This is a genomic window from Rhodococcus sp. P4_F3_2 (genome assembly GCF_056401335.1).
In genome coordinates this window covers 22491-39487 of record NZ_JBFUJN010000005.1, presented here as the reverse complement: position 1 = coordinate 39487, position 16997 = coordinate 22491, and the positions used below count along the sequence as shown (strand labels likewise).

Genomic DNA, 16997 nt, shown 5'->3' with positions numbered 1-16997 from the left:
GTCGGGGTCGCGTCAACGACCCCGACGGTAAGCCTTTTGTGACGTATCTCCTGGTTAGATCGCGTCAGAGCGGGTAACGACCACAAACGGGCCCTGCTCGGTGACTGTGAAACGAGGATCGTCGAACAGTTCCTTGGGGAACGTGACCGTGTAGCGGCGGACGTTCGGGTCGTTGGGGTAGACATCCTGGGCCAACCGCAGTGTGTACCCGTCGGCGCCCTGGCGGAAGACGAAGGCGTCGGGACTGCGCCACGGCGACGCGTCCAGCGCAGCTATCAGTTCGTCAGGGGTCTTCAGTTCCGACCACTGCTCGATCAGTGCGGCGCGGGCACGGAAATCGGCGAGGGGGTTTGCGTAGTGCGACGTCAGCCCTTGGAAACCGAAGTACGGGTAGAAGCTCAGGAAGCCGATGTCGGCGGTGAGTACCACCGTGTCATGGGGTTCGCGTCCCAACTGTTCGCGGATGATCCGGTCGATGTCCGCGTAATTGGCTTCTGCTCCTGGAGGTCGCTTGTCCCCGCGCTCGCCGTTGCCGTCGGTATCGCTGTATGCCACAGCGATATCCGGCGCCAGCACCTGCGGGATGTTCTGCGCGAAGGCGATGGCTCCGATGACACCGAGTGCAACCAGTACCGCTTTGACGCGGGGATTTTCGCTGGTGGCCAGGACGATCCAACCGGCGAACTCGAAGAATCCGAACACGCCGGCGGCGGCAAGGAGTCCGATCAGAACCGGCTCCAGTCGGAAACCGAGGAGCGTACTGCCGGCGACGGTGAACGTCATCGACAGCAGTGCCCACAGGTACACGGCAATGACACCGATACCGAGTGCCCGGGCGCGGCGGGAGAAGAGGAAACGAGAAATCAGCCAGACCGTGCCGAGTAGGCACAGTCCGCCGACGAGGGTGAAGCTCAGCATCGGGAAGGGCAGTACCGCACCGGAATCGGGGAGGTAGTGCATTGCCGTGCCGGATTCTGCAGTGGCACCCGAGAGTGCCTTCAACAGGTAGGGCGCCCAGACCGTCAGAGCGACCAAACCCGAGATCATCGCGATTGCGGCGAGCCTGACAAGGGGACCCAGTGCGGCTTTCCACGTGTTCTGAGCGCGGGCGGCAAGTACTGCGGCAACGATTGCCATCAGAGTCACGGCGAATGCGGCGAATCCGAGGTACAGCGTGTAGACGGTTGCGGCGAAACCGAGGAACAGGCCCGTCCCGAGAATTGCGCCGGCTCCGGCAAATCGAGAGGCACCCGGGCGATCGAGAGCCCCCCACGCCAGGATCAGCACCGGCGGGATCAGGAGGTTGATGACGGCGCCGTACGCCTCGGGGGAGTTGTACGCCAACACGACGGCAGTGACGGCCAACGCTGCGACTACGGCCCAATCGCGTCGAATCAGCTTGGTCCACAACACGAGTGCAACGACGGCGACGACAGCCAGCGAGCCGATCGCGTAGGGCTTGAAGGCTTCCCAACCGTCCATGCCCAGCAGGTTCGCGACGCGTCCACCGATCCAGAACCAGCCGGCCGGGTAGAACGGCGGCAGATCCACGTACGTCATGTCCTGCAGCGCAGCCGAATCCGTCAGCCGGGTCAGGTACTCGGTCCGGAACTGCTGATCGACCGAGACGCCGTGCAGATACAGACTCGTCGCGGCCAGGGGAAGTCCGAGCGTCGTGGTGACGAAACCGGAGAGCCCGGCCCACGAGAGGAGTTTTGCGACCCGCTCGGCCTTGCGGGCGCGGAACATCAGAACCGCAACACCGACCACTGCGATGCAGAGCACCTGCAGCACCGTCGTGACGGCCTGCGTGACGTTGGAAGACGTGAACGCCGGCCACTGCACTCGGCCGAAAGCAAAGAGCCCGACAGCGGCTACAACAGCGGCGACCAGCGCTCCGAGGGCCATTTCCACCACCGTCGCCGCGGCATTACGCCACGGCGACGGGGTCGAAAGTTCTGTACTCGGAGCAGTCGTTGTTTCTGGCACGGGAGGAGCTTAAACCGGCAACTTCCGGAAGATCGGGCGCGGCACGTGGCGCAGACCCATCATGACGAAACGCCACGGGCCGGGAGTCCAGACGATTTCCTTGCCCTTGTCCGAGGCGGCAACAGCGAGCTTCGCGACGATGTCCTTGTTGACCGTCAGCGGAGCTTCCTTGACGTGGGCACTGAACTGCGTGCGCACCATGCCGGGGCGAACGACGGTGACCTGCGGTCCGAATTCCGCGAGAGCCTCGCCGAGTCCGAGGTAGAAACCGTCGAGGCCTGCCTTGGTGGAGCCGTAGACGAAGTTGGCACGCTTGACGCGCTCGCCGGCAACCGACGACATCGCGATGATCTTGCCGAAGCCCTGAGCCTTCATCTTCTCGCCGAGAAGTACACCGACCGAGACGGACGCTGTGTAGTTCACGTTTGCGACCAGAACCGCCTTGCGCTGGTTCTGCCACAGCTCTTCGGAGTCACCGTCCAATGCGAAGGCGACGATCGCGACGTCGACGTCCCCGTTCGAGAACGCCTGGTCGATCACCTTCGGGTGCGATTCGAAATCAACGGCGTCGAAGTCGATGAGCTCCACCGAGGTGGCACCCTTCGCTTCGAGCTGCTTGACCGCAGCTTCGCGTCCCGGATCGCCGGGAAGTGCCGCAAGAATGACGCGGAGCGGCGCCTTCTTCAGGTATTCCTCACAGATGGCGAGGCCGATCTCGGAGGTTCCACCGAGAAGCAAAACGGTTTGCGGGTTACCTACAGCGTTGATCACAGTTCCAGCCTTCTGGACATATCGGAGGCGAAAACGCCTGTGGGGTCGTACTTGCGGCGCGTCGCGATCCACTCGTCGATGCGCGGGTACATGGCGTGGAAAGTTTCCGCGGACGTCCGCGAATCCTTGGCCGTGTACAGGCGCCCACCGAATTCGAGGACACGCTTGTCGAGTTCGGTGACGAACTCGTTCAGGCCCGGCTTGATGCGGAAGTCGACGCAGATGTTCCAGCCCGGGATCGGGAAGCTCAGCGGCGCCTGGTTGCCCTCGCCGAACAGCTTGAACACGTTGAGGAACGAGTAGTGCCCGCTGCGCTGGATGTCGACGATGATCTTCTTGAATTCGTCGACGGCCTCCGGCGGAACCACGAACTGGTACTGCAGGAATCCGTTGGATCCGTACGCCCGGTTCCACTCACCGAACATGTCGAGCGGGTGGTAGAACTGCGTCAGATTTTGGACCTTGCCGCGGTACTTGCCGGACTTGCGGAACCAGACCTCACCGATCGCGGTGAAGTTGAACTTGTTGGCCAGCCCGTTGGGGAAGACGTCGGGGAACGTCAGCAACTGCGGCGCATCGAAGGCGAGCGGGTTCTTCTGCAGCTTGGCCGGAAGCTGGTCGAGCTTCGCCAGAGATCCGCGCGAGACTGCCGCACGGCCGAGCTTCGGGGGCGCGGAAATCGCGTCGAACCAGGCGCTCGAGTACTCGTAGTTGGCCTCGCTGCCGTCGCTGTGCAGCGCGATGGTCTCGTCGAGGCTGTTGGTGACGTCGCCGTCGGCGATGAAGTACGCCGTCTCGGTCGGTGTCATCTTGATGGTTGCCCGCAAGATGATGCCCGTCAGGCCCATGCCGCCGATCGTGGCCCAGAACAGTGCGGCCTTCGGGTCGTTGCGCCCGCCCTTGGGGGTGAGCGTGCGAACCTTGCCGTCGGCCGTCAGTAGATCCAACGACACGACGTGGTTGCCGAAGCTACCTGCGCTGTGGTGGTTCTTGCCGTGGATGTCCGAGCCGATGGCGCCGCCGATCGTGACCTGGCGAGTACCCGGCAGGACCGGAACCCACAGGCCGAACGGCAGAGCAGCCTTCATCAGCTGATCCAGATTCACACCGGCGTCGACGTCCACCAGAGCGGTGTCGCGATCGATGCGATGAATGCGGCTGAGTGCATTCATGTCGATGACCAGCCCGCCGGCGTTCTGCGCCGGGTCGCCGTACGAGCGGCCGAGGCCGCGCGCGATGACGCCGCGTCGCAGATGCGATGGCTTGGAATCGTTCTGTTCCGCAACCTGGGCGACCGCGTTGGCGATCACTTCCACGTCGGGGGTGGACAGCACCTGTGCGGTGGTGGCGGCGGTGCGTCCCCAACCGGTGAGGGTGCGGGCTTGGGTGTGGAGAGCCGGCTGCGGCGTCTCTTCTGCTGTCGTGGACATCAAGGTAGAGGTTACCTGGGAGTAGTGCCGACGGCTCCGACTCGAGTGGTTACTCTCGTCGTCGTGCCCGAAACACCTGCAAGTCACCAGCACGAACCCCACGTCCCGCTGCCCGTCGAGATTCCTGTCACGACGGACATCGCCGACGACGCGTTGGACCTGAAAACGCAGATCGTCCGGTTCGTCGCGACGGGTGGGCTGTCGGCGGTCGTGGACTACGGGCTGTACGCATTCCTGTTCAAGGTCGTCGGCCTCGATCTGAGCGTGGCCAAGTCGATCAGCTTTATCGCCGGCACTACGACGGCGTATCTGATCAACCGGCGGTGGACGTTCAAGGCCGAGCCTTCTCGCGCCCGCTTCATCGCTGTTGTCGTGCTGTACGCGGTCACTTTTGCGGTTCAGGTCGGGCTCAACGCGCTGATGGTGCATGTGCTCGCCGACGAGTGGTGGCGCATGCCGCTGGCCTTCGTCATCGCGCAGGGCACCGCGACGGTTATCAACTTCATCGTTCAGCGGGCAGTGATCTTCAAGATCAAGTAACGGTTCGGGGTGGATTAGCGCATTCGTCCGGTTTCTCGAGAGAGAATCGAGCCCATGATCATCGTTCTCGATTCTTCGGCCCTGACCAGGGGCGCACGGTTCGACGCCGCCATCGCCGACGCTCGCGCACTCGGACACCGCGTCGTCGTGCCTCGATTGGTCGTGCTCGAAGTTGCGAGCCGCTACCGCGAGGAATCGGCGGAGATGATCGCGGCCCTGAGCGTCCAGGCGCGCATGTACGACCGACTGGGGTTGCGGCGCGACCTCACGAGGTTCGTCGACGCGGCTCACGACAAGGCCGACGGCTACGTCGACGACGTGATCGAAGACCTCGTGGCGATCGGCGTCGAAGTGGTCGATCCAGTCGACGTGTCGCATCTCGAGGTGGCCGAGAGGGCGATCTCGCTGCGTCGGCCCTATACCGACAAGAAGAAGCGAGACGGCTACCCGGCGACGCTGAACTGGCTGACCGTGCTCGATCTCGCCGACCGCAACCCGGAGGTCGACGTCATCTGGGTCAGTTCCGACGCACGGGCATACGGCGAAGGCGAAGACGGGGTCTGGCACGCGGATCTCGCGCGTGAACTGGCATCGCGCGGCCTCGAGTATCGGGTCCGCTGGGCGTCGGACATCCCGGTGATCGACGGACCGGTGCAGGTGGAGCAGGTGGCTGAGGTCGCTGAGGTCGCGCCCGAGGCGCCGGTTGCTCAGGGCTTCGTGGAGCCGGAAGCGGTCGTTCCAGCAGAGATTCCCGAACCCGCGGTTCCGGCGGCGCCCGTCGTTCCGGAGGCACCGGCATCAGCTCCCGCACCCAAGCCCGTACAGCGTGCAGCGCGGACGAGAGTTGCGCCGCAGCGCATCGAGCCCGCCCCGAAAGCTCAGTCCGGTGGACTGCGTGGTCTGGGCAAGGTCATCGGCGGGCGGAAACGAAAGGTCACGATCGTCGACGATCTCGACGAAGTCGACCTCTTCGGTGCCTGATCGCTTCTAATCTGGACAGATGTCTCTGTTGCCGACAGTCAGTCGTAGGACCGGAACTCGATACGGCAGGCCGAGTATCGAATCGCAGGTCCTCTACAACGCGTGTCGATGGATGCTTCGGCCCGTAGTTGGGATCGCGCCGCTGACGCCTGGCGCCATGCGCCGCGCCGCAGTTCTGGACTCGGCCGCGGGTGTACGCATTCCGTCCGGGATCGATCGGGAAGCGATTCGTTTTCCAGGATTCGACGGTGAACTCGTCCGGACGGCAGGCTCGACGGCTGATCTGCGCGAGGGTGTAGTTCTCTACCTGCACGGCGGCGGGTTCATGTGCTGCGGGCTCAACACGCATCGGCCGGTCGTTGCCGGCATCGCCAAGCGAACCGGCCTTCCGGTCCTGCACATCGCGTATCGGCAGTTGCCGAGCACGAGCATCAGCGGGTCCGTCGACGACTGTCTGGATGCGTACCGGTGGCTTCTCGAACAGGGAGCCTTGCCGGAAAAGGTTGTCTTCGTAGGTGATTCGGCCGGAGGTTTCCTGGTCTTCGCGACGGCGCTTGCGGCAGTTTCCGCGGGGCTCGAGGTTCCGGCCGGTCTTGTCGGCCTCTCACCGCTCCTCGATCTCGATTGCACCACCAAATCGGTCCATGCCAACGCTCGACGCGACGTGATCGCCCCGGTGTCGGCATTGATGGCGATCGGAAAGCTTGGCGGACAGACGAACTCGCCCGTCGACGGCGATCTTGCCGCGTTGCCGCCGTCGTTGCTGATCGCCGCCGAATCCGAGGTGCTCAGAGTCGATTCGGAGGTGATGGCGCAACGGCTCGCCGCCGCGGGGGTGCCGTGCTCGCTGCAGATCTGGAACGGCCAGGTTCACGCGTTTCCCGCCGTCTGGCCTGGCTTGCCGGAGAGCCGGGCCGCGCTACGTGACGTTGCCAGGTTCATTCGCGCCAGGCTCGATGCGGTCCCGCCCCAGGCTGCGGGCGAAAGTTGTTCGGGAAGTTGAACTTCCGGTTCGCCTATGGATTCTCGTGTGCTGCCGGATTCTCGTGCCCTGACGTTGCGGTAGATGCCATCGCGCGGGCATAGATCGATTCGAGTTCGGTTACCGCCGAACGTCGATCGACGTTGTCGGGATCGAGGCGATGTTGGAGGTTGATCCCGAGAGTGCCGGCCAGAAGGGTGACGGCAACCAACTCCGGATTGGCGACCGGTGTGTCGATCGAACGCAGGTAGTCCGCGTACAGCGTTCGCATTGCGACGTACTGCTCTGCGTAGGTCTCGCGGATGGTGGACCCGGGAATCACGGCTTCGATCAGGATGGTCGAGAAAATTCGTGCCTCGGGGTACGACATCAACACGAAGTTGGCTTCGATCAATGCTTCGATTCCGGTCGCCGAGGATGATGCCAACTCTGCGCGCAACTTCTCCATGCCCCACCGGAATGCGTCTTCGACGACGGCTCGTAGAAGCCCGTCTTTCGATCCGAAGTGCCAGGCCACAGACCCTCGGCTGATGCCGGATCTTTCCGCCACGGCTTGTACGGACATAGCGGCCGACCCGCCTTCCGCAGCCAGTTCGGCCGCGGCCTTCACCAGTCGCCGTCTGGTTTCCTCGGAAATCTCCTGCTTGCGTGTCGACGCCATTCGGTGTTCCTGCCTTCTTTCGTTCTCGAGTGCAGCCAATTCCGGCACGCGGTGACGTCGACGTGCCCGTCGGGGCCGAGACCTGCGCACCGGCACTCATGCTACGAGGCCGGTCATCGGACGGCCGTATTCCTCTCGCGACACCCTCTTGCCTATGTTGATCGTCCAGTTCTATGCTGAGCGTCCAATAACTTAACGGAAATGGGCGGACATGGAACTCATCGATCTGACTAGAACTCTCGATCCGGCCGATCGGGAACTGCTCCCCGAGGGTTTGAAGGCACTGGCTTCCGTCGTTGCCCCCTCGGTGACCTACTCGCACCCCGCAGGTGCCGGACGCGACGAGTTCGCGGCAGCACTGCAGTGCGGAATTCATGATCTTCCGGACGGTGAGGGGTGGGGATCGGAGATGTTGAGTGAGTTCAACAGCCATCTGGGCACACACGTCGACGCGCCGTTGCACTACGGATCAACCTCGGAGGGTAAGCCTTCTCGCACGATCACAGACATCGCGTTGGATGAATTGTTCTGCGAGACAGTGGTGCTCGACCTGCGCGGCCGGTGCGAGGCGAATCAGCCGATCTCGGTGGACGCGCTGAAAGCTGCCCTGGCGGAAAACGGTGCGTCCGTTCCCCAGGGTGGTGCCGTGTTGCTCCGTACCGGACAAGAGAGCTTCACCTTGGCCGATCCTGGGTTCTTTCAGTATCCAGGGATGAGTCGCGAAGGCACGCTGTTTCTCGCCGAGCAAGGCGCGAAGGTGCTGGGCACCGACGCTGCCGGCTGGGACTTGAGCTTTGCAGTCATGGCGCAGAAATTTCGTGACACCGGCGACAACTCGGTTCTCTGGGACGGGCACCGGGCCGGACGCGCACGTGAAGTATTCATCGTTCAGCAACTGGCGAACCTCGCCGCGCTTCCGCCCTCGGGATTTCACGTGGCGTTTTTCCCGATCAAGCTTGCGCGAGCCAGCGCTGCCCCGGCTCGTGTGGTCGCGTTCGTCTGAGCAGAATTCCCGCCTCACCTAACGAACAATTCAGTGAAAGGTATTGATTCACAATGAAACTTGCGACCGTCGAGTACGAAAAGACCCAGCAGACGGCTCTGGTGACGGGCAGCGGCGAGCAACTGTTGTTACTCGAGCGAGCTCATCATGATGTGACGGGAAAACCGGCTCCAGAACTGGAAACCATGCAAACCATCATCGAAGGTGGTCCGGCGGCACGGGAGATCCTGGATCGGCTCGCAGACGAGCAGCCGGCAAGTGCGATCGTCGACGCGGGTGATGTGCGCTGGATGTCGCCGCTTCCTCAGCCGGTCCAGATCCGAGACTTCGGCTGCTTCATGGATCACTTCCGCAACGCTCGCGCCCGAATTCAAGGGGTCGCACTCGAGGACGTCGAACTGCCGAAGATCCAGTTGGAGCGCCCGCTGTATTACATAGCGAACCGATTGGCGGTGACCGGACACGAATCTGAGGTCGTGTGGCCCGAGTACTCGAGCCTGCGCGATTACGAACTCGAATTCGCCTGTGTGTTGGGGCGCGGTGGAAGCGACATCTCACGAGCGGATGCCCCTGCGCATATCTTCGGTTACACCATCTTCAACGATTTCAGCGCCCGCGATACTCAGCTCGAGGAGATCTCCACCGGACTCGGTCTCAGTAAGAGCAAGGACTTTTCGAACGCGAATGTCCTCGGCCCCTGGATCGTGACGGCCGACGAAGTCGGTGACCCGTACCAGCTCGAGATGACCGCGAGAATCAACGGAGACGAGGTGAGCCGAGGAACCAGCGCCGACATGGACCATCGTTTCGAGGACGTGATTTCGTTCGCCTCGACTTCCACGCGGCTGTACCCGGGTGAAGTCTTCTGTTCCGGCACCGTGCCGAGTGGATGCGGCTTGGAACACGGGCGGTTCCTCGAACCGGGAGACGTAGTCGAACTCGAGGTCGCCGGCCTCGGTGTATTGAGGAATCGAGTGGTGGCGTGAGCGGCGAAGTCATGGTTCTCGGTGTCGGCGCGACTCCCTTCGGGCGGCACGCGGATACCTCGGCCTCGGAATTGGCGGGGCGTGCAGCGATCGACGCCGTCGAAGACGCGGGCCTGACCCGCGGTGACGTCGGTGCAGTCTTCTACGCGACCGTCAGTCAGAAGGCGATCGACCGGCAGCACATGATCCCAGGCCAGATTGCCTTGAGGCCTTACGGTTTCGGTGGAGTCCCGGTCGTCAATGTCGAAAATGCCTGCGCCGGCGGGGCAACGGCACTCTGGCTGGCGATCGCCCACGTTCGCGCCGGTCTGTCCGAGGTCGCATTGGCGGTCGGGGTGGACAAGCTGGTGTGCTCGGATCCCGCTCGAAGTCTGGAGGTGTTCGACGGTGCACTCGACGTTGCGCATCGCGACGAGACGCTCGCCGGCCTTGCCTCACTCTCCGCTCCGGTGCCGGGTGAACTCGGATCGCAGGGTGAGCGGTCGGTGTTCATGGAGATCTACGCTTCTCTTGCTCGGGCGCACATGGAGAGATTCGGAACGACCGAGTTCGAACTCGCGTCCGTAGCAGCCAAAAATCATGCGCATTCCGTGCACAATCCGTGGTCGCACTTTCGCAAACCCTTCACTGTCGACGAGGTGCTTGCCGCGAGGCGAGTCGCGTGGCCTCTGACCGTTCCGATGTGTTCGCCCGTCAGTGACGGTGCGGCGGCAATTGTTGTGACCACTGCAGACTTTGCGCGAAGGCATGATTCCTCTCGGCGGGCGGCGCGGATACTCGGTTGCAGCTTGGTGTCAGGCACGGATCGGGCCGCAGATGACGTGGAGAGTCACATCGGTCGCCGAGCGGCAATGAGCGCATACGAGGAAGCCGGAGTCGGGCCAGGCGATGTGGATGTGGCAGAGGTCCACGACGCCACGGCCTTCGGTGAAGTACAGCAGGTCGAGAATTTGGGGTTCTGCCCGATCGGTGAGGGCGGCGCGTGGTCTGCGTCCGGTGCGAGTTCATTGGGAGGCGTGCGTCCGGTCAATCCGTCAGGTGGGCTCGAATCCCGTGGTCATCCGGTCTCGGCAACGGGACTAGCGCAGGTCTTCGAACTTGTCACGCAGTTGCGTGGACAAGCAGCGCGGCGACAGGTTCCCGGGGCTCGAATCGCGGTCGCAGAGAACGGCGGAGGTCTCTACGGCATCGAGGAAGCCGTCGCCGCGGTCACGATCTTGGGAGGGCCACGATGAACGCGGACATGATGAACGATGAACCGATGGCGCCAGGCTTGCACGAGCAAGCGGGATATGCGGATCTGATTCTGTCGGCGCTGCGACGCCGACCAGACCACATCGCGTTTCGATTCACGGATCGGAACGGTGATCGGGCCGAGCTGACGTATCGGCAGACCGCTGAACAGATAGAGCGGATTGCAGGTGTCCTCAGTAGCCTCGCTCTGCCGGACGGAGGCGGGGTAGCCCTGCTTGCGGGTCCGTGTCCTGAAGCATTCACGGTCATGGCCGCGGCGTGTCTGGGAGGCGTGCGCTACACGGCCCTCCATCCGCTCGCGACCGAAGAGAACGACAGGATGGTGCTGAAAGACAGTGGTACCGATCTCCTGTTGGTTGCCGACGGACAGTTCCAGGCGCGCGCCGAAGCGGCGCAGACTCGAGTGATGTCACTGTCAGCCCTCGAATCAGCGTGTGAATTGGCTACGGCGGGAACAGGTTCAGGCTTCGGCGGTCAGGGTCGAGCTTTGTATCTCTTCTACACCGGTGGAACTACCGGTGAGCCGAAGGGCGTCATGCTCAGGGACCGATCTTTGGTCGCCAATGCCTGGGCCTGCACCACGTGGGAGTGGCCGGCTGATACCACCATGCTGCTCACCACGCCGATGTCTCATGCTGCCGGTCTGCTCGTCGCACCCGGTCTGCAGCGAGGTGCAAGCTTCGAGTTGCACAGGTCGTTCGACCCGGACAGGGTTGTCGACGCAATCGAAAATGACGGAGTCACAGCCACATTCGTCGTTCCTACGATGCTCTACGCCTTGCTCGACCATCCACGCCTGTCGGATGCGAATCTGTCCGGGCTGAACTGGATGCTTTACGGTGCTGCACCCATCGACCCCACCAGGCTCGCGCAGGCAGGGGCGGTGTTCGGGCCGATCCTGAGCCAGCACTACGGTCAGGCCGAAGCCCCGAATGCGTTGACGGTGCTCGATACACGTGAGCACACGGACGATCCCGCGGTTCTGGGGAGTTGTGGGCGCGCGATGCCAGGTGTCGAAGTGGTGTTGTTCGACGAGCAGGGAAACGAGACCGCGACGGGCGTACCCGGCGAGCTTTGTGTGCGAGGTCCGCTCGTGATGGACGGCTATTGGAACAAACCTGAACAAACCGCTGCAGCGCTCGCGAATGGGTGGTTGCACACCGGCGACGTTGCTCGGATCGACGAAACTGGGCTCATCTCGATCGTCGACCGCATCAAGGACACGATCATCAGTGGTGGATTCAACGTCTACCCGCGCGAAGTCGAGGACTCACTCGGACATCATCCCGCAGTGGCCGCCTGTGCAGTATTCGGTGTCCCCGATCCTCAATGGGGAGAAGCGGTTACCGCGGCAGTCGTACTGAAGACGGGATGGTCGGTCACGCCCGAGCAGCTCGTCGCACACGTGAGATCACACAAGGGCCCGATCTGGGCGCCCAAGGAGATTTCAATTGTGGAAGCGTTGCCGCTCACTGCTTTGGGGAAGGTCGACAAGAAGGCACTCCGAGGCGCTTCACAGACCTAGAGACGCGACAACTGCCCGTGCGAGGGCGTCGGCAGATCCCGGGGCGAATGGCAGAAAGAGTTCGGGCTCGATCAGTTCCACTTCCATGAGCAGTGGTTGATCCACCGGCCCCACGACGTCCACACGCGCGTAAAGCAATTCGCCGGGGCCGCATGGGGTCGCGGCCAGTGCCGCGTCGGCCACCGCGAGTTCGGCGGCGGAAGGCTCGTGGAGGTAGTTGGTTCCGCCGTGGAATTCCTGCACGCGGAAGTCGTTGGTGGCCGGGATCTTCCGGACGGCGTGGGAGTAGCGTCCGCCGAGGTGGATGATCGAGCGCTCGCCGTCTACGACGTCCGAGATGAAGGGCTGGACCAACGCGTCGTTGCCACTCTCGAGGATTGAGCTGAGGTGAGCGTGGGCCTTCGCGGACCCGGCGGCAAACTTTCCCACTCCGACAGCGCCGGCGGACACTGCAGGCTTGACGATGACCTCGGCACCCTCGAACGAAGGGAGGGTGAGTGTTTCGCGCTTTCCGGCAGCGATCACAGCGGTTGGGACGATAGGTACGCCGGCCGCGGCAAGTTCGGTGAGGTATCCCTTGTGGGCGTTCCACTCGACGATCGGGAGCGGGTTGGCGATCGGGGCGGTCAGCTGATCGAGAACGGCAAGAAATTCGTCGAGGCGCTGGGTGTAGTCCCAGGTCGACCGGATCAGAACCAGGTCGGCGTCGATATCGAGGAGGGACCGGCTCGACCACGGCGCCATCGTCGACGCGATGCCGTAGGAGGTGAGAGCTTCCATGACGAGTTTGCTTTCGACATCCGCCTCGCGGGCGGCGCCGTCACAGGTGAGCAGGAGAACCGTGGTCATGCCACGATGCTTTCACGGCTGGCGCCTTGTCCGACTAGCGAGGTGGCCCCTCGTCGAGGACCAGGGAACCGGTCCCGGGTTGCCCCGTTGCGTCCACCCACGTCACCGCGACGGTGTCGCCGGGGCGGCGCGAGCTCATCGCCGCGTTGAGATCAGCGGACGACGCGATCCGGCTGCCACCGAACTCGGTGATGACCGCACCTTTGGTCAGCCCCACCCGCTCGGCCGGCGAATCGAAGCTCACGGCAACAACTTCCGCGCCGGCCGGCATCTCCGCGTGATCCTTGACTGCGACACCGAGCACGGGTGTCGGTCCCACACGCACGGTTTCGGAGGAGCGGCCACCGAGTACCTGCTCGACGATCGGTAGCGCGGTGTCGATCGGTATCGCGTAGGACTGAGGCGCCGGCGAGGTTTCGGTGCGGTCGGTGACGGCGTTGCCCGCACTGCTGACGCCGATCAGCTCGCCAACGGCGTTGACCAGGGGGCCACCGGAATCGCCAGGCCGGATATCCGCGTCGACCTCGATGAGGCCCTTCAACTGGTTTCGCGATCCGTCGGACACGTTGCGGGTGTTGACGGTGACACCGAGGTTGGTGATGACGCCGGGAGCTGGGACGGGTACTCCGCCGCCTTCCGCATTTCCGATTGCGGTGACGGCATCCCCACGAGTGGCTTCTGCTGATTTGCCGACCACAGCCACCGGCAGATCCGTGGCGCCCGTGAGTCGAAGGACGGCAAGGTCGCTGACGCTGTCGTACCCGAGGATCTCGGCGTCGTAGATCAGTCCGTTGGACATGCTGACGGCAGTGACGTCCGAGGCTCCGCTGATGACGTGGTGATTCGTGAGCACAACTCCGTCAGGGGAGAGCACGATCCCGGTTCCGGCGGTGGTGGTGAATCCGGCCGGCGCGGTGATGGTGACGATGGTGGGGACCACCTGGGCCGAGAGCTCCTCCGGGGTGAGCGGAACAACCGGCGCCGGTGGGGTGGTCGTGATGACGGTGACGGGGGCGGACTCGATCGTGCCAGGCGTCAGAGGCGGTGCGACCAGTGCGAGGGCGCCGAGTCCGGCTGCGAGAACGGCGGCCGTCCACAGACCGCGTCTGCCCGCACGTTTGGTCATCCAGCCGTCCGTCCCGCCGGTCGTCATCCCATCGAGTGTGAAAGGTGAAGATTACCCAACCGGCAACGATCAAGACATGCGATGGCGCAACAGCATGTAGACGCCGCGACGCATGAAGGAGGTGGCGAGTGCGCGTGCGTCGCCGATTCGGACGTCCATTGCGGAGACGAGAGTCGGATCCGATTCCCGGAGATCTTTGTGGAATGCCGCTGCCTGGCGTGCCTGATCCTTGGCCAGACGCACACTCCACTGTCCGGCGTTGACGCGGAAGGACGCGAGGGGCTTGGCGATCGCATAGACGTCGCCTTGGAGTGCGACGGCGGTGTACGTGGCTTCGTCGATGACGTACGGGTTGGTGTCGTCCCACCATCCGATGGCCTTCAAGGCGGATCGCTTCATGAGTACACATCCGGGCTCGCCGAAGATGTTCGCTCCCGCCGTTACCGTCTTGCGGGCCGCGTCGCGCCCGGTGACCAGTCCCTTCAGCCCTGCAAGTCCGCGCGCGGAGAGGATGGTCTTTCCGTTTGCATCGACCAGTTTGCGTTGCGAGGCCACGAGTACCACCGAGGGGTGCTCGTCGAAAGCCGCGACCTGTTCCGCCAAGCACTCGGGGTAGATGGTGTCGTCACCGCACACCAGTTTCAGGAGCTCTCCGTTCGCGGCTTCGCTGACCCGGTCCCAGTTTCGCTTCGCTCCGCCGCCGGCCTCGGTCGACAGGATCTCGATCCGCGGATCGTCGGCGTATCGCGCCAGGACCTTGACGGTGTCGTCGGTCGACGAATGATCCGAGATGATCAGTTCGAAGTCCTGGTAGGTCTGATTCAGGATCGAGTCGATCGTCTCGGCAATGTAGTCGGCATTGTTGTAAGCCGGGACGACGACGGAAACACGCGGAGTCATGAGTTGCCTGTTCTCTTGTTTCGACTGAACGAGAAATCGCGGTAACCGAAGAAGCTTGCTGTTGCGGTTACCGCAGTGATGACGAGTTGTGACGGGATGGGAGGAAAGTGCAGGACCGAGACCGCGACGGTCATCAGCGCGAGGTTGATCACGAAGGCTCCGAAATTGACGACGACGAATCGCCAGAAGTCACGGAGGAAGTGACCGCGAACTTCGAAGACCAGGTAGCGGTACATCGCAAAAGCGCACAGCAGGTTGCAGACGTACCCGGCAACGATCGCGAAGTGGTAGCCGAATTGATCGCCGAGCGCGATCTGCCAGGCAATGAACCAGGCGGTTCCGAGCGCCGTGTTGACGCCACCGACGAGCAGAAAGGCAAGGGCCTGATTCTTGACGACGCGCATCAACGGACCCGGCCTGCCGGTCATTCCGGCGGGGGGTGTTGCAGTCGAATCCGGTGAAGCCATCAGCCTTCGCCGAACGTGGGCAGCAGCCCTGCCGACACGGCATCTTGAAGCGACGGTGCCGCTGTGTCCTTCGCGGAGAGCGTGATGTTCAGGGGCTCACCGCTGCGACCCACGGTGGGCCAGTCGATCGCTATGTCGGGATCGAGGGGGTGAACTTCGTGCTCACGTTCGGGGGCGTATCCCGTCGAGCACAGGTAAACCACTGTCGAGTTGTCCTCGAGGGACAGGAAGGCGTGCCCGAGCCCTTCGGACAGAAAGATCGCTCGGCGGTCGACGTCGTCGAGAAGGACCGAATCCCACTGGCCGAAGGTCGGCGATCCCACGCGGAGGTCGACGGCGATGTCGAGTATCGCGCCTTTGACACACGTGACGTACTTGGCCTGTCCGGGAGGGACGTCGGCAAAATGGATGCCTCGTAGGACGCCGGCAGCCGAGACCGAGCAATTGGCCTGCTGAAGGTCGAGGGTGCGGCCGGTGATCTCGGAGAATCCGGGTTCACGGAACCACTCGAGGAAGACTCCACGGTCGTCGCCGAACTGTTTGGGTGTGAATTCCCAGGCCCCTGGCACTTTCAGTTCGCGATACTGGCTCATCACGTGAGTATCTGCCATGTCACCAGTCCTTGCCGCGGTCGAGAAGTTCGAGAAGGTATTTTCCGTATCCGGATTTGAGGAGCTTCTCAGCACGAATGCGTAGCTCGTCGTCGGTGATGAATCCGTGCCGCCACGCAACTTCTTCGGGCGCGCCGATCTTGAGTCCCTGACGCTCCTCGATCGTGCGCACGTAGTTCGATGCGTCGAGAAGCGAATCGAAAGTTCCGGTGTCGAGCCACGCGGTGCCGCGAGGAAGTACTTCGACCTGGAGGCGACCAGCTTCGAGGTACGCACGGTTGACGTCGGTGATCTCGTACTCGCCGCGTGCCGATGGTTCGAGGTCCTTGGCGATGGCGACAACGTCGTTGTCGTAGAAATAAAGGCCAGGCACCGAATAGTTGGAGCGCGGGTTCGCCGGCTTCTCCTCGAGCGAGACGGCTTTGCCTTCGCGGTCGAACTCGATGACTCCGTAAGCCGTGGGGTCCGAAACCCAATACGCGAATACGGCGCCACCGTCGATGTTCTCGAAACGCGTGAGCTTACTGCCCAGACCTGGGCCGTAGAAAATGTTGTCGCCGAGGACCAGGGCCGCGGATTCCGAACCGATGTGGCCGGCTCCGAGTACGAAGGCTTGTGCGAGACCATTCGGCTCGTGCTGGATCTGGTAGGTCAGGTCGACGCCGAACTGCGAGCCGTCGCCGAGCAACCGCTGGAACTGCGGTGCGTCGTCTTCTGTGGTGATGATCATGATGTCGCGAATCCCGGCCAGCATCAGGGTGCTGAGTGGGTAATAGATCATCGGTTTGTCGTAGACGGGGACCAGCTGTTTGCTCACGCCGAGCGTGATGGGGTGCAACCTCGACCCCGTGCCGCCCGCCAGAATGATTCCGCGCATGCCTCGAAGTGTTCCAGTGTTCGCTGGAGAAACAAATCTCGGGCG

General features: G+C 63.1%; 17 protein-coding genes. 7 read left to right on the top strand and 10 right to left on the bottom strand.

Annotated features, from left to right (window positions below):
- Nucleotides 1-54: 54 nt before the first annotated feature.
- From AC1DWA_RS06590 to AC1DWA_RS06580, 3 genes are all read right to left on the bottom strand, one after another.
- On the bottom strand, nt 55-1908 hold the full coding sequence (locus AC1DWA_RS06590; protein WP_477846200.1) for a galactan 5-O-arabinofuranosyltransferase: 1854 nt from the start codon (nt 1906-1908) through the stop codon (nt 55-57).
- A gap of 90 nt (nt 1909-1998) precedes the next feature.
- Nucleotides 1999-2760, bottom strand: coding sequence for a decaprenylphospho-beta-D-erythro-pentofuranosid-2-ulose 2-reductase (locus AC1DWA_RS06585; protein WP_019746424.1), 762 nt, complete (start codon nt 2758-2760; stop codon nt 1999-2001).
- Nucleotides 2757-4190 (bottom strand): FAD-binding oxidoreductase, encoded by a 1434-nt coding sequence (locus AC1DWA_RS06580; RefSeq protein WP_003943934.1) that lies wholly within the window; start codon nt 4188-4190, stop codon nt 2757-2759. Before AC1DWA_RS06580 ends, AC1DWA_RS06585 begins: the two co-directional genes overlap by 4 nt.
- 63 nt (nt 4191-4253) lie before the next feature.
- Between AC1DWA_RS06580 and AC1DWA_RS06575 the strand changes: the two genes are divergently transcribed.
- Genes AC1DWA_RS06575 through AC1DWA_RS06565 form a run of 3 tightly spaced genes read left to right on the top strand, consistent with a single transcriptional unit; the run spans nt 4254 to nt 6714 of the window.
- Nucleotides 4254-4730 (top strand): GtrA family protein, encoded by a 477-nt coding sequence (locus AC1DWA_RS06575; protein WP_073513418.1) that lies wholly within the window; start codon nt 4254-4256, stop codon nt 4728-4730.
- A gap of 54 nt (nt 4731-4784) precedes the next feature.
- Nucleotides 4785-5711: a PIN domain-containing protein gene (locus AC1DWA_RS06570; RefSeq protein ID WP_428690171.1), complete on the top strand. Its 927-nt coding sequence runs from the start codon at nt 4785-4787 to the stop codon at nt 5709-5711.
- Nucleotides 5712-5730: 19 nt separating this feature from the next.
- Nucleotides 5731-6714 carry an alpha/beta hydrolase gene (locus AC1DWA_RS06565; RefSeq protein ID WP_477846164.1) on the top strand — a complete coding sequence of 328 codons (984 nt, stop codon included), beginning with the start codon at nt 5731-5733 and terminating at the stop codon, nt 6712-6714.
- A 13-nt stretch (nt 6715-6727) separates the two neighbouring features.
- Here AC1DWA_RS06565 and AC1DWA_RS06560 read toward each other — a convergent pair whose 3' ends face one another.
- Nucleotides 6728-7354, bottom strand: coding sequence for a TetR/AcrR family transcriptional regulator (locus AC1DWA_RS06560; RefSeq protein WP_124566830.1), 627 nt, complete (start codon nt 7352-7354; stop codon nt 6728-6730).
- Between the two features lie 211 nt (nt 7355-7565).
- Between AC1DWA_RS06560 and AC1DWA_RS06555 the strand changes: the two genes are divergently transcribed.
- The 4 genes from AC1DWA_RS06555 to AC1DWA_RS06540 are packed head-to-tail and all read left to right on the top strand — an operon-like array spanning nt 7566 to nt 12122.
- Nucleotides 7566-8357, top strand: coding sequence for a cyclase family protein (locus tag AC1DWA_RS06555; RefSeq protein WP_052740903.1), 792 nt, complete (start codon nt 7566-7568; stop codon nt 8355-8357).
- A gap of 53 nt (nt 8358-8410) precedes the next feature.
- A complete protein-coding gene (locus tag AC1DWA_RS06550) occupies nt 8411-9343 on the top strand; it encodes a fumarylacetoacetate hydrolase family protein (RefSeq protein ID WP_019746428.1) in 933 nt (310 codons plus the stop codon).
- On the top strand, nt 9340-10578 hold the full coding sequence (locus tag AC1DWA_RS06545; protein ID WP_133728293.1) for a thiolase family protein: 1239 nt from the start codon (nt 9340-9342) through the stop codon (nt 10576-10578). Before AC1DWA_RS06550 ends, AC1DWA_RS06545 begins: the two co-directional genes overlap by 4 nt.
- The gene (locus AC1DWA_RS06540; RefSeq protein WP_477846163.1) at nt 10575-12122 is read left to right on the top strand and encodes an AMP-binding protein; all 1548 of its coding nucleotides are present in this window, start codon (nt 10575-10577) and stop codon (nt 12120-12122) included. The genes AC1DWA_RS06545 and AC1DWA_RS06540 overlap by 4 nt, the downstream gene beginning before the upstream one ends.
- Here AC1DWA_RS06540 and AC1DWA_RS06535 read toward each other — a convergent pair.
- The 6 genes from AC1DWA_RS06535 to rfbA form a co-directional block, all read right to left on the bottom strand.
- Entirely contained in the window at nt 12111-12971 is an 861-nt protein-coding gene (locus tag AC1DWA_RS06535) for an ATP-grasp domain-containing protein (protein WP_477846162.1), read from the bottom strand. The genes AC1DWA_RS06540 and AC1DWA_RS06535 overlap by 12 nt on opposite strands.
- A 34-nt stretch (nt 12972-13005) precedes the next feature.
- Nucleotides 13006-14097: a S1C family serine protease gene (locus AC1DWA_RS06530; protein ID WP_387404082.1), complete on the bottom strand. Its 1092-nt coding sequence runs from the start codon at nt 14095-14097 to the stop codon at nt 13006-13008.
- A gap of 69 nt (nt 14098-14166) precedes the next feature.
- The gene (locus tag AC1DWA_RS06525; RefSeq protein WP_046377751.1) at nt 14167-14997 is read right to left on the bottom strand and encodes a glycosyltransferase family 2 protein; all 831 of its coding nucleotides are present in this window, start codon (nt 14995-14997) and stop codon (nt 14167-14169) included.
- A complete protein-coding gene (locus tag AC1DWA_RS06520) occupies nt 14994-15464 on the bottom strand; it encodes a GtrA family protein (protein WP_020905791.1) in 471 nt (156 codons plus the stop codon). The genes AC1DWA_RS06525 and AC1DWA_RS06520 overlap by 4 nt, the downstream gene beginning before the upstream one ends.
- Nucleotides 15464-16075, bottom strand: a complete 612-nt coding sequence (locus AC1DWA_RS06515) for a dTDP-4-dehydrorhamnose 3,5-epimerase family protein (protein WP_223257871.1) — start codon at nt 16073-16075, stop codon at nt 15464-15466. The genes AC1DWA_RS06520 and AC1DWA_RS06515 overlap by 1 nt, the downstream gene beginning before the upstream one ends.
- Before the next feature lies 1 nt (nt 16076).
- Nucleotides 16077-16952 (bottom strand): glucose-1-phosphate thymidylyltransferase RfbA, encoded by an 876-nt coding sequence (gene rfbA, locus AC1DWA_RS06510; RefSeq protein WP_020905793.1) that lies wholly within the window; start codon nt 16950-16952, stop codon nt 16077-16079.
- Between the last annotated feature and the right edge of the window lie 45 nt (nt 16953-16997).

Coding starts and splice junctions, on each gene's coding strand:
- AC1DWA_RS06560 (WP_124566830.1), bottom strand. CDS start 7,354: ATGGCGTCGACACGCAAGCAGGAGATTTCCGAGGAAACCAGACGGCGA.
- AC1DWA_RS06565 (WP_477846164.1), top strand. CDS start 5,731: ATGTCTCTGTTGCCGACAGTCAGTCGTAGGACCGGAACTCGATACGGC.
- AC1DWA_RS06535 (WP_477846162.1), bottom strand. CDS start 12,971: ATGACCACGGTTCTCCTGCTCACCTGTGACGGCGCCGCCCGCGAGGCG.
- AC1DWA_RS06570 (WP_428690171.1), top strand. CDS start 4,785: ATGATCATCGTTCTCGATTCTTCGGCCCTGACCAGGGGCGCACGGTTC.
- AC1DWA_RS06540 (WP_477846163.1), top strand. CDS start 10,575: ATGAACGCGGACATGATGAACGATGAACCGATGGCGCCAGGCTTGCAC.
- AC1DWA_RS06520 (WP_020905791.1), bottom strand. CDS start 15,464: ATGGCTTCACCGGATTCGACTGCAACACCCCCCGCCGGAATGACCGGC.
- AC1DWA_RS06515 (WP_223257871.1), bottom strand. CDS start 16,075: ATGGCAGATACTCACGTGATGAGCCAGTATCGCGAACTGAAAGTGCCA.
- AC1DWA_RS06530 (WP_387404082.1), bottom strand. CDS start 14,097: ATGACCAAACGTGCGGGCAGACGCGGTCTGTGGACGGCCGCCGTTCTC.
- AC1DWA_RS06580 (WP_003943934.1), bottom strand. CDS start 4,190: ATGTCCACGACAGCAGAAGAGACGCCGCAGCCGGCTCTCCACACCCAA.
- rfbA (WP_020905793.1), bottom strand. CDS start 16,952: ATGCGCGGAATCATTCTGGCGGGCGGCACGGGGTCGAGGTTGCACCCC.
- AC1DWA_RS06525 (WP_046377751.1), bottom strand. CDS start 14,997: ATGACTCCGCGTGTTTCCGTCGTCGTCCCGGCTTACAACAATGCCGAC.
- AC1DWA_RS06590 (WP_477846200.1), bottom strand. CDS start 1,908: ATGGCCCTCGGAGCGCTGGTCGCCGCTGTTGTAGCCGCTGTCGGGCTC.
- AC1DWA_RS06555 (WP_052740903.1), top strand. CDS start 7,566: ATGGAACTCATCGATCTGACTAGAACTCTCGATCCGGCCGATCGGGAA.
- AC1DWA_RS06550 (WP_019746428.1), top strand. CDS start 8,411: ATGAAACTTGCGACCGTCGAGTACGAAAAGACCCAGCAGACGGCTCTG.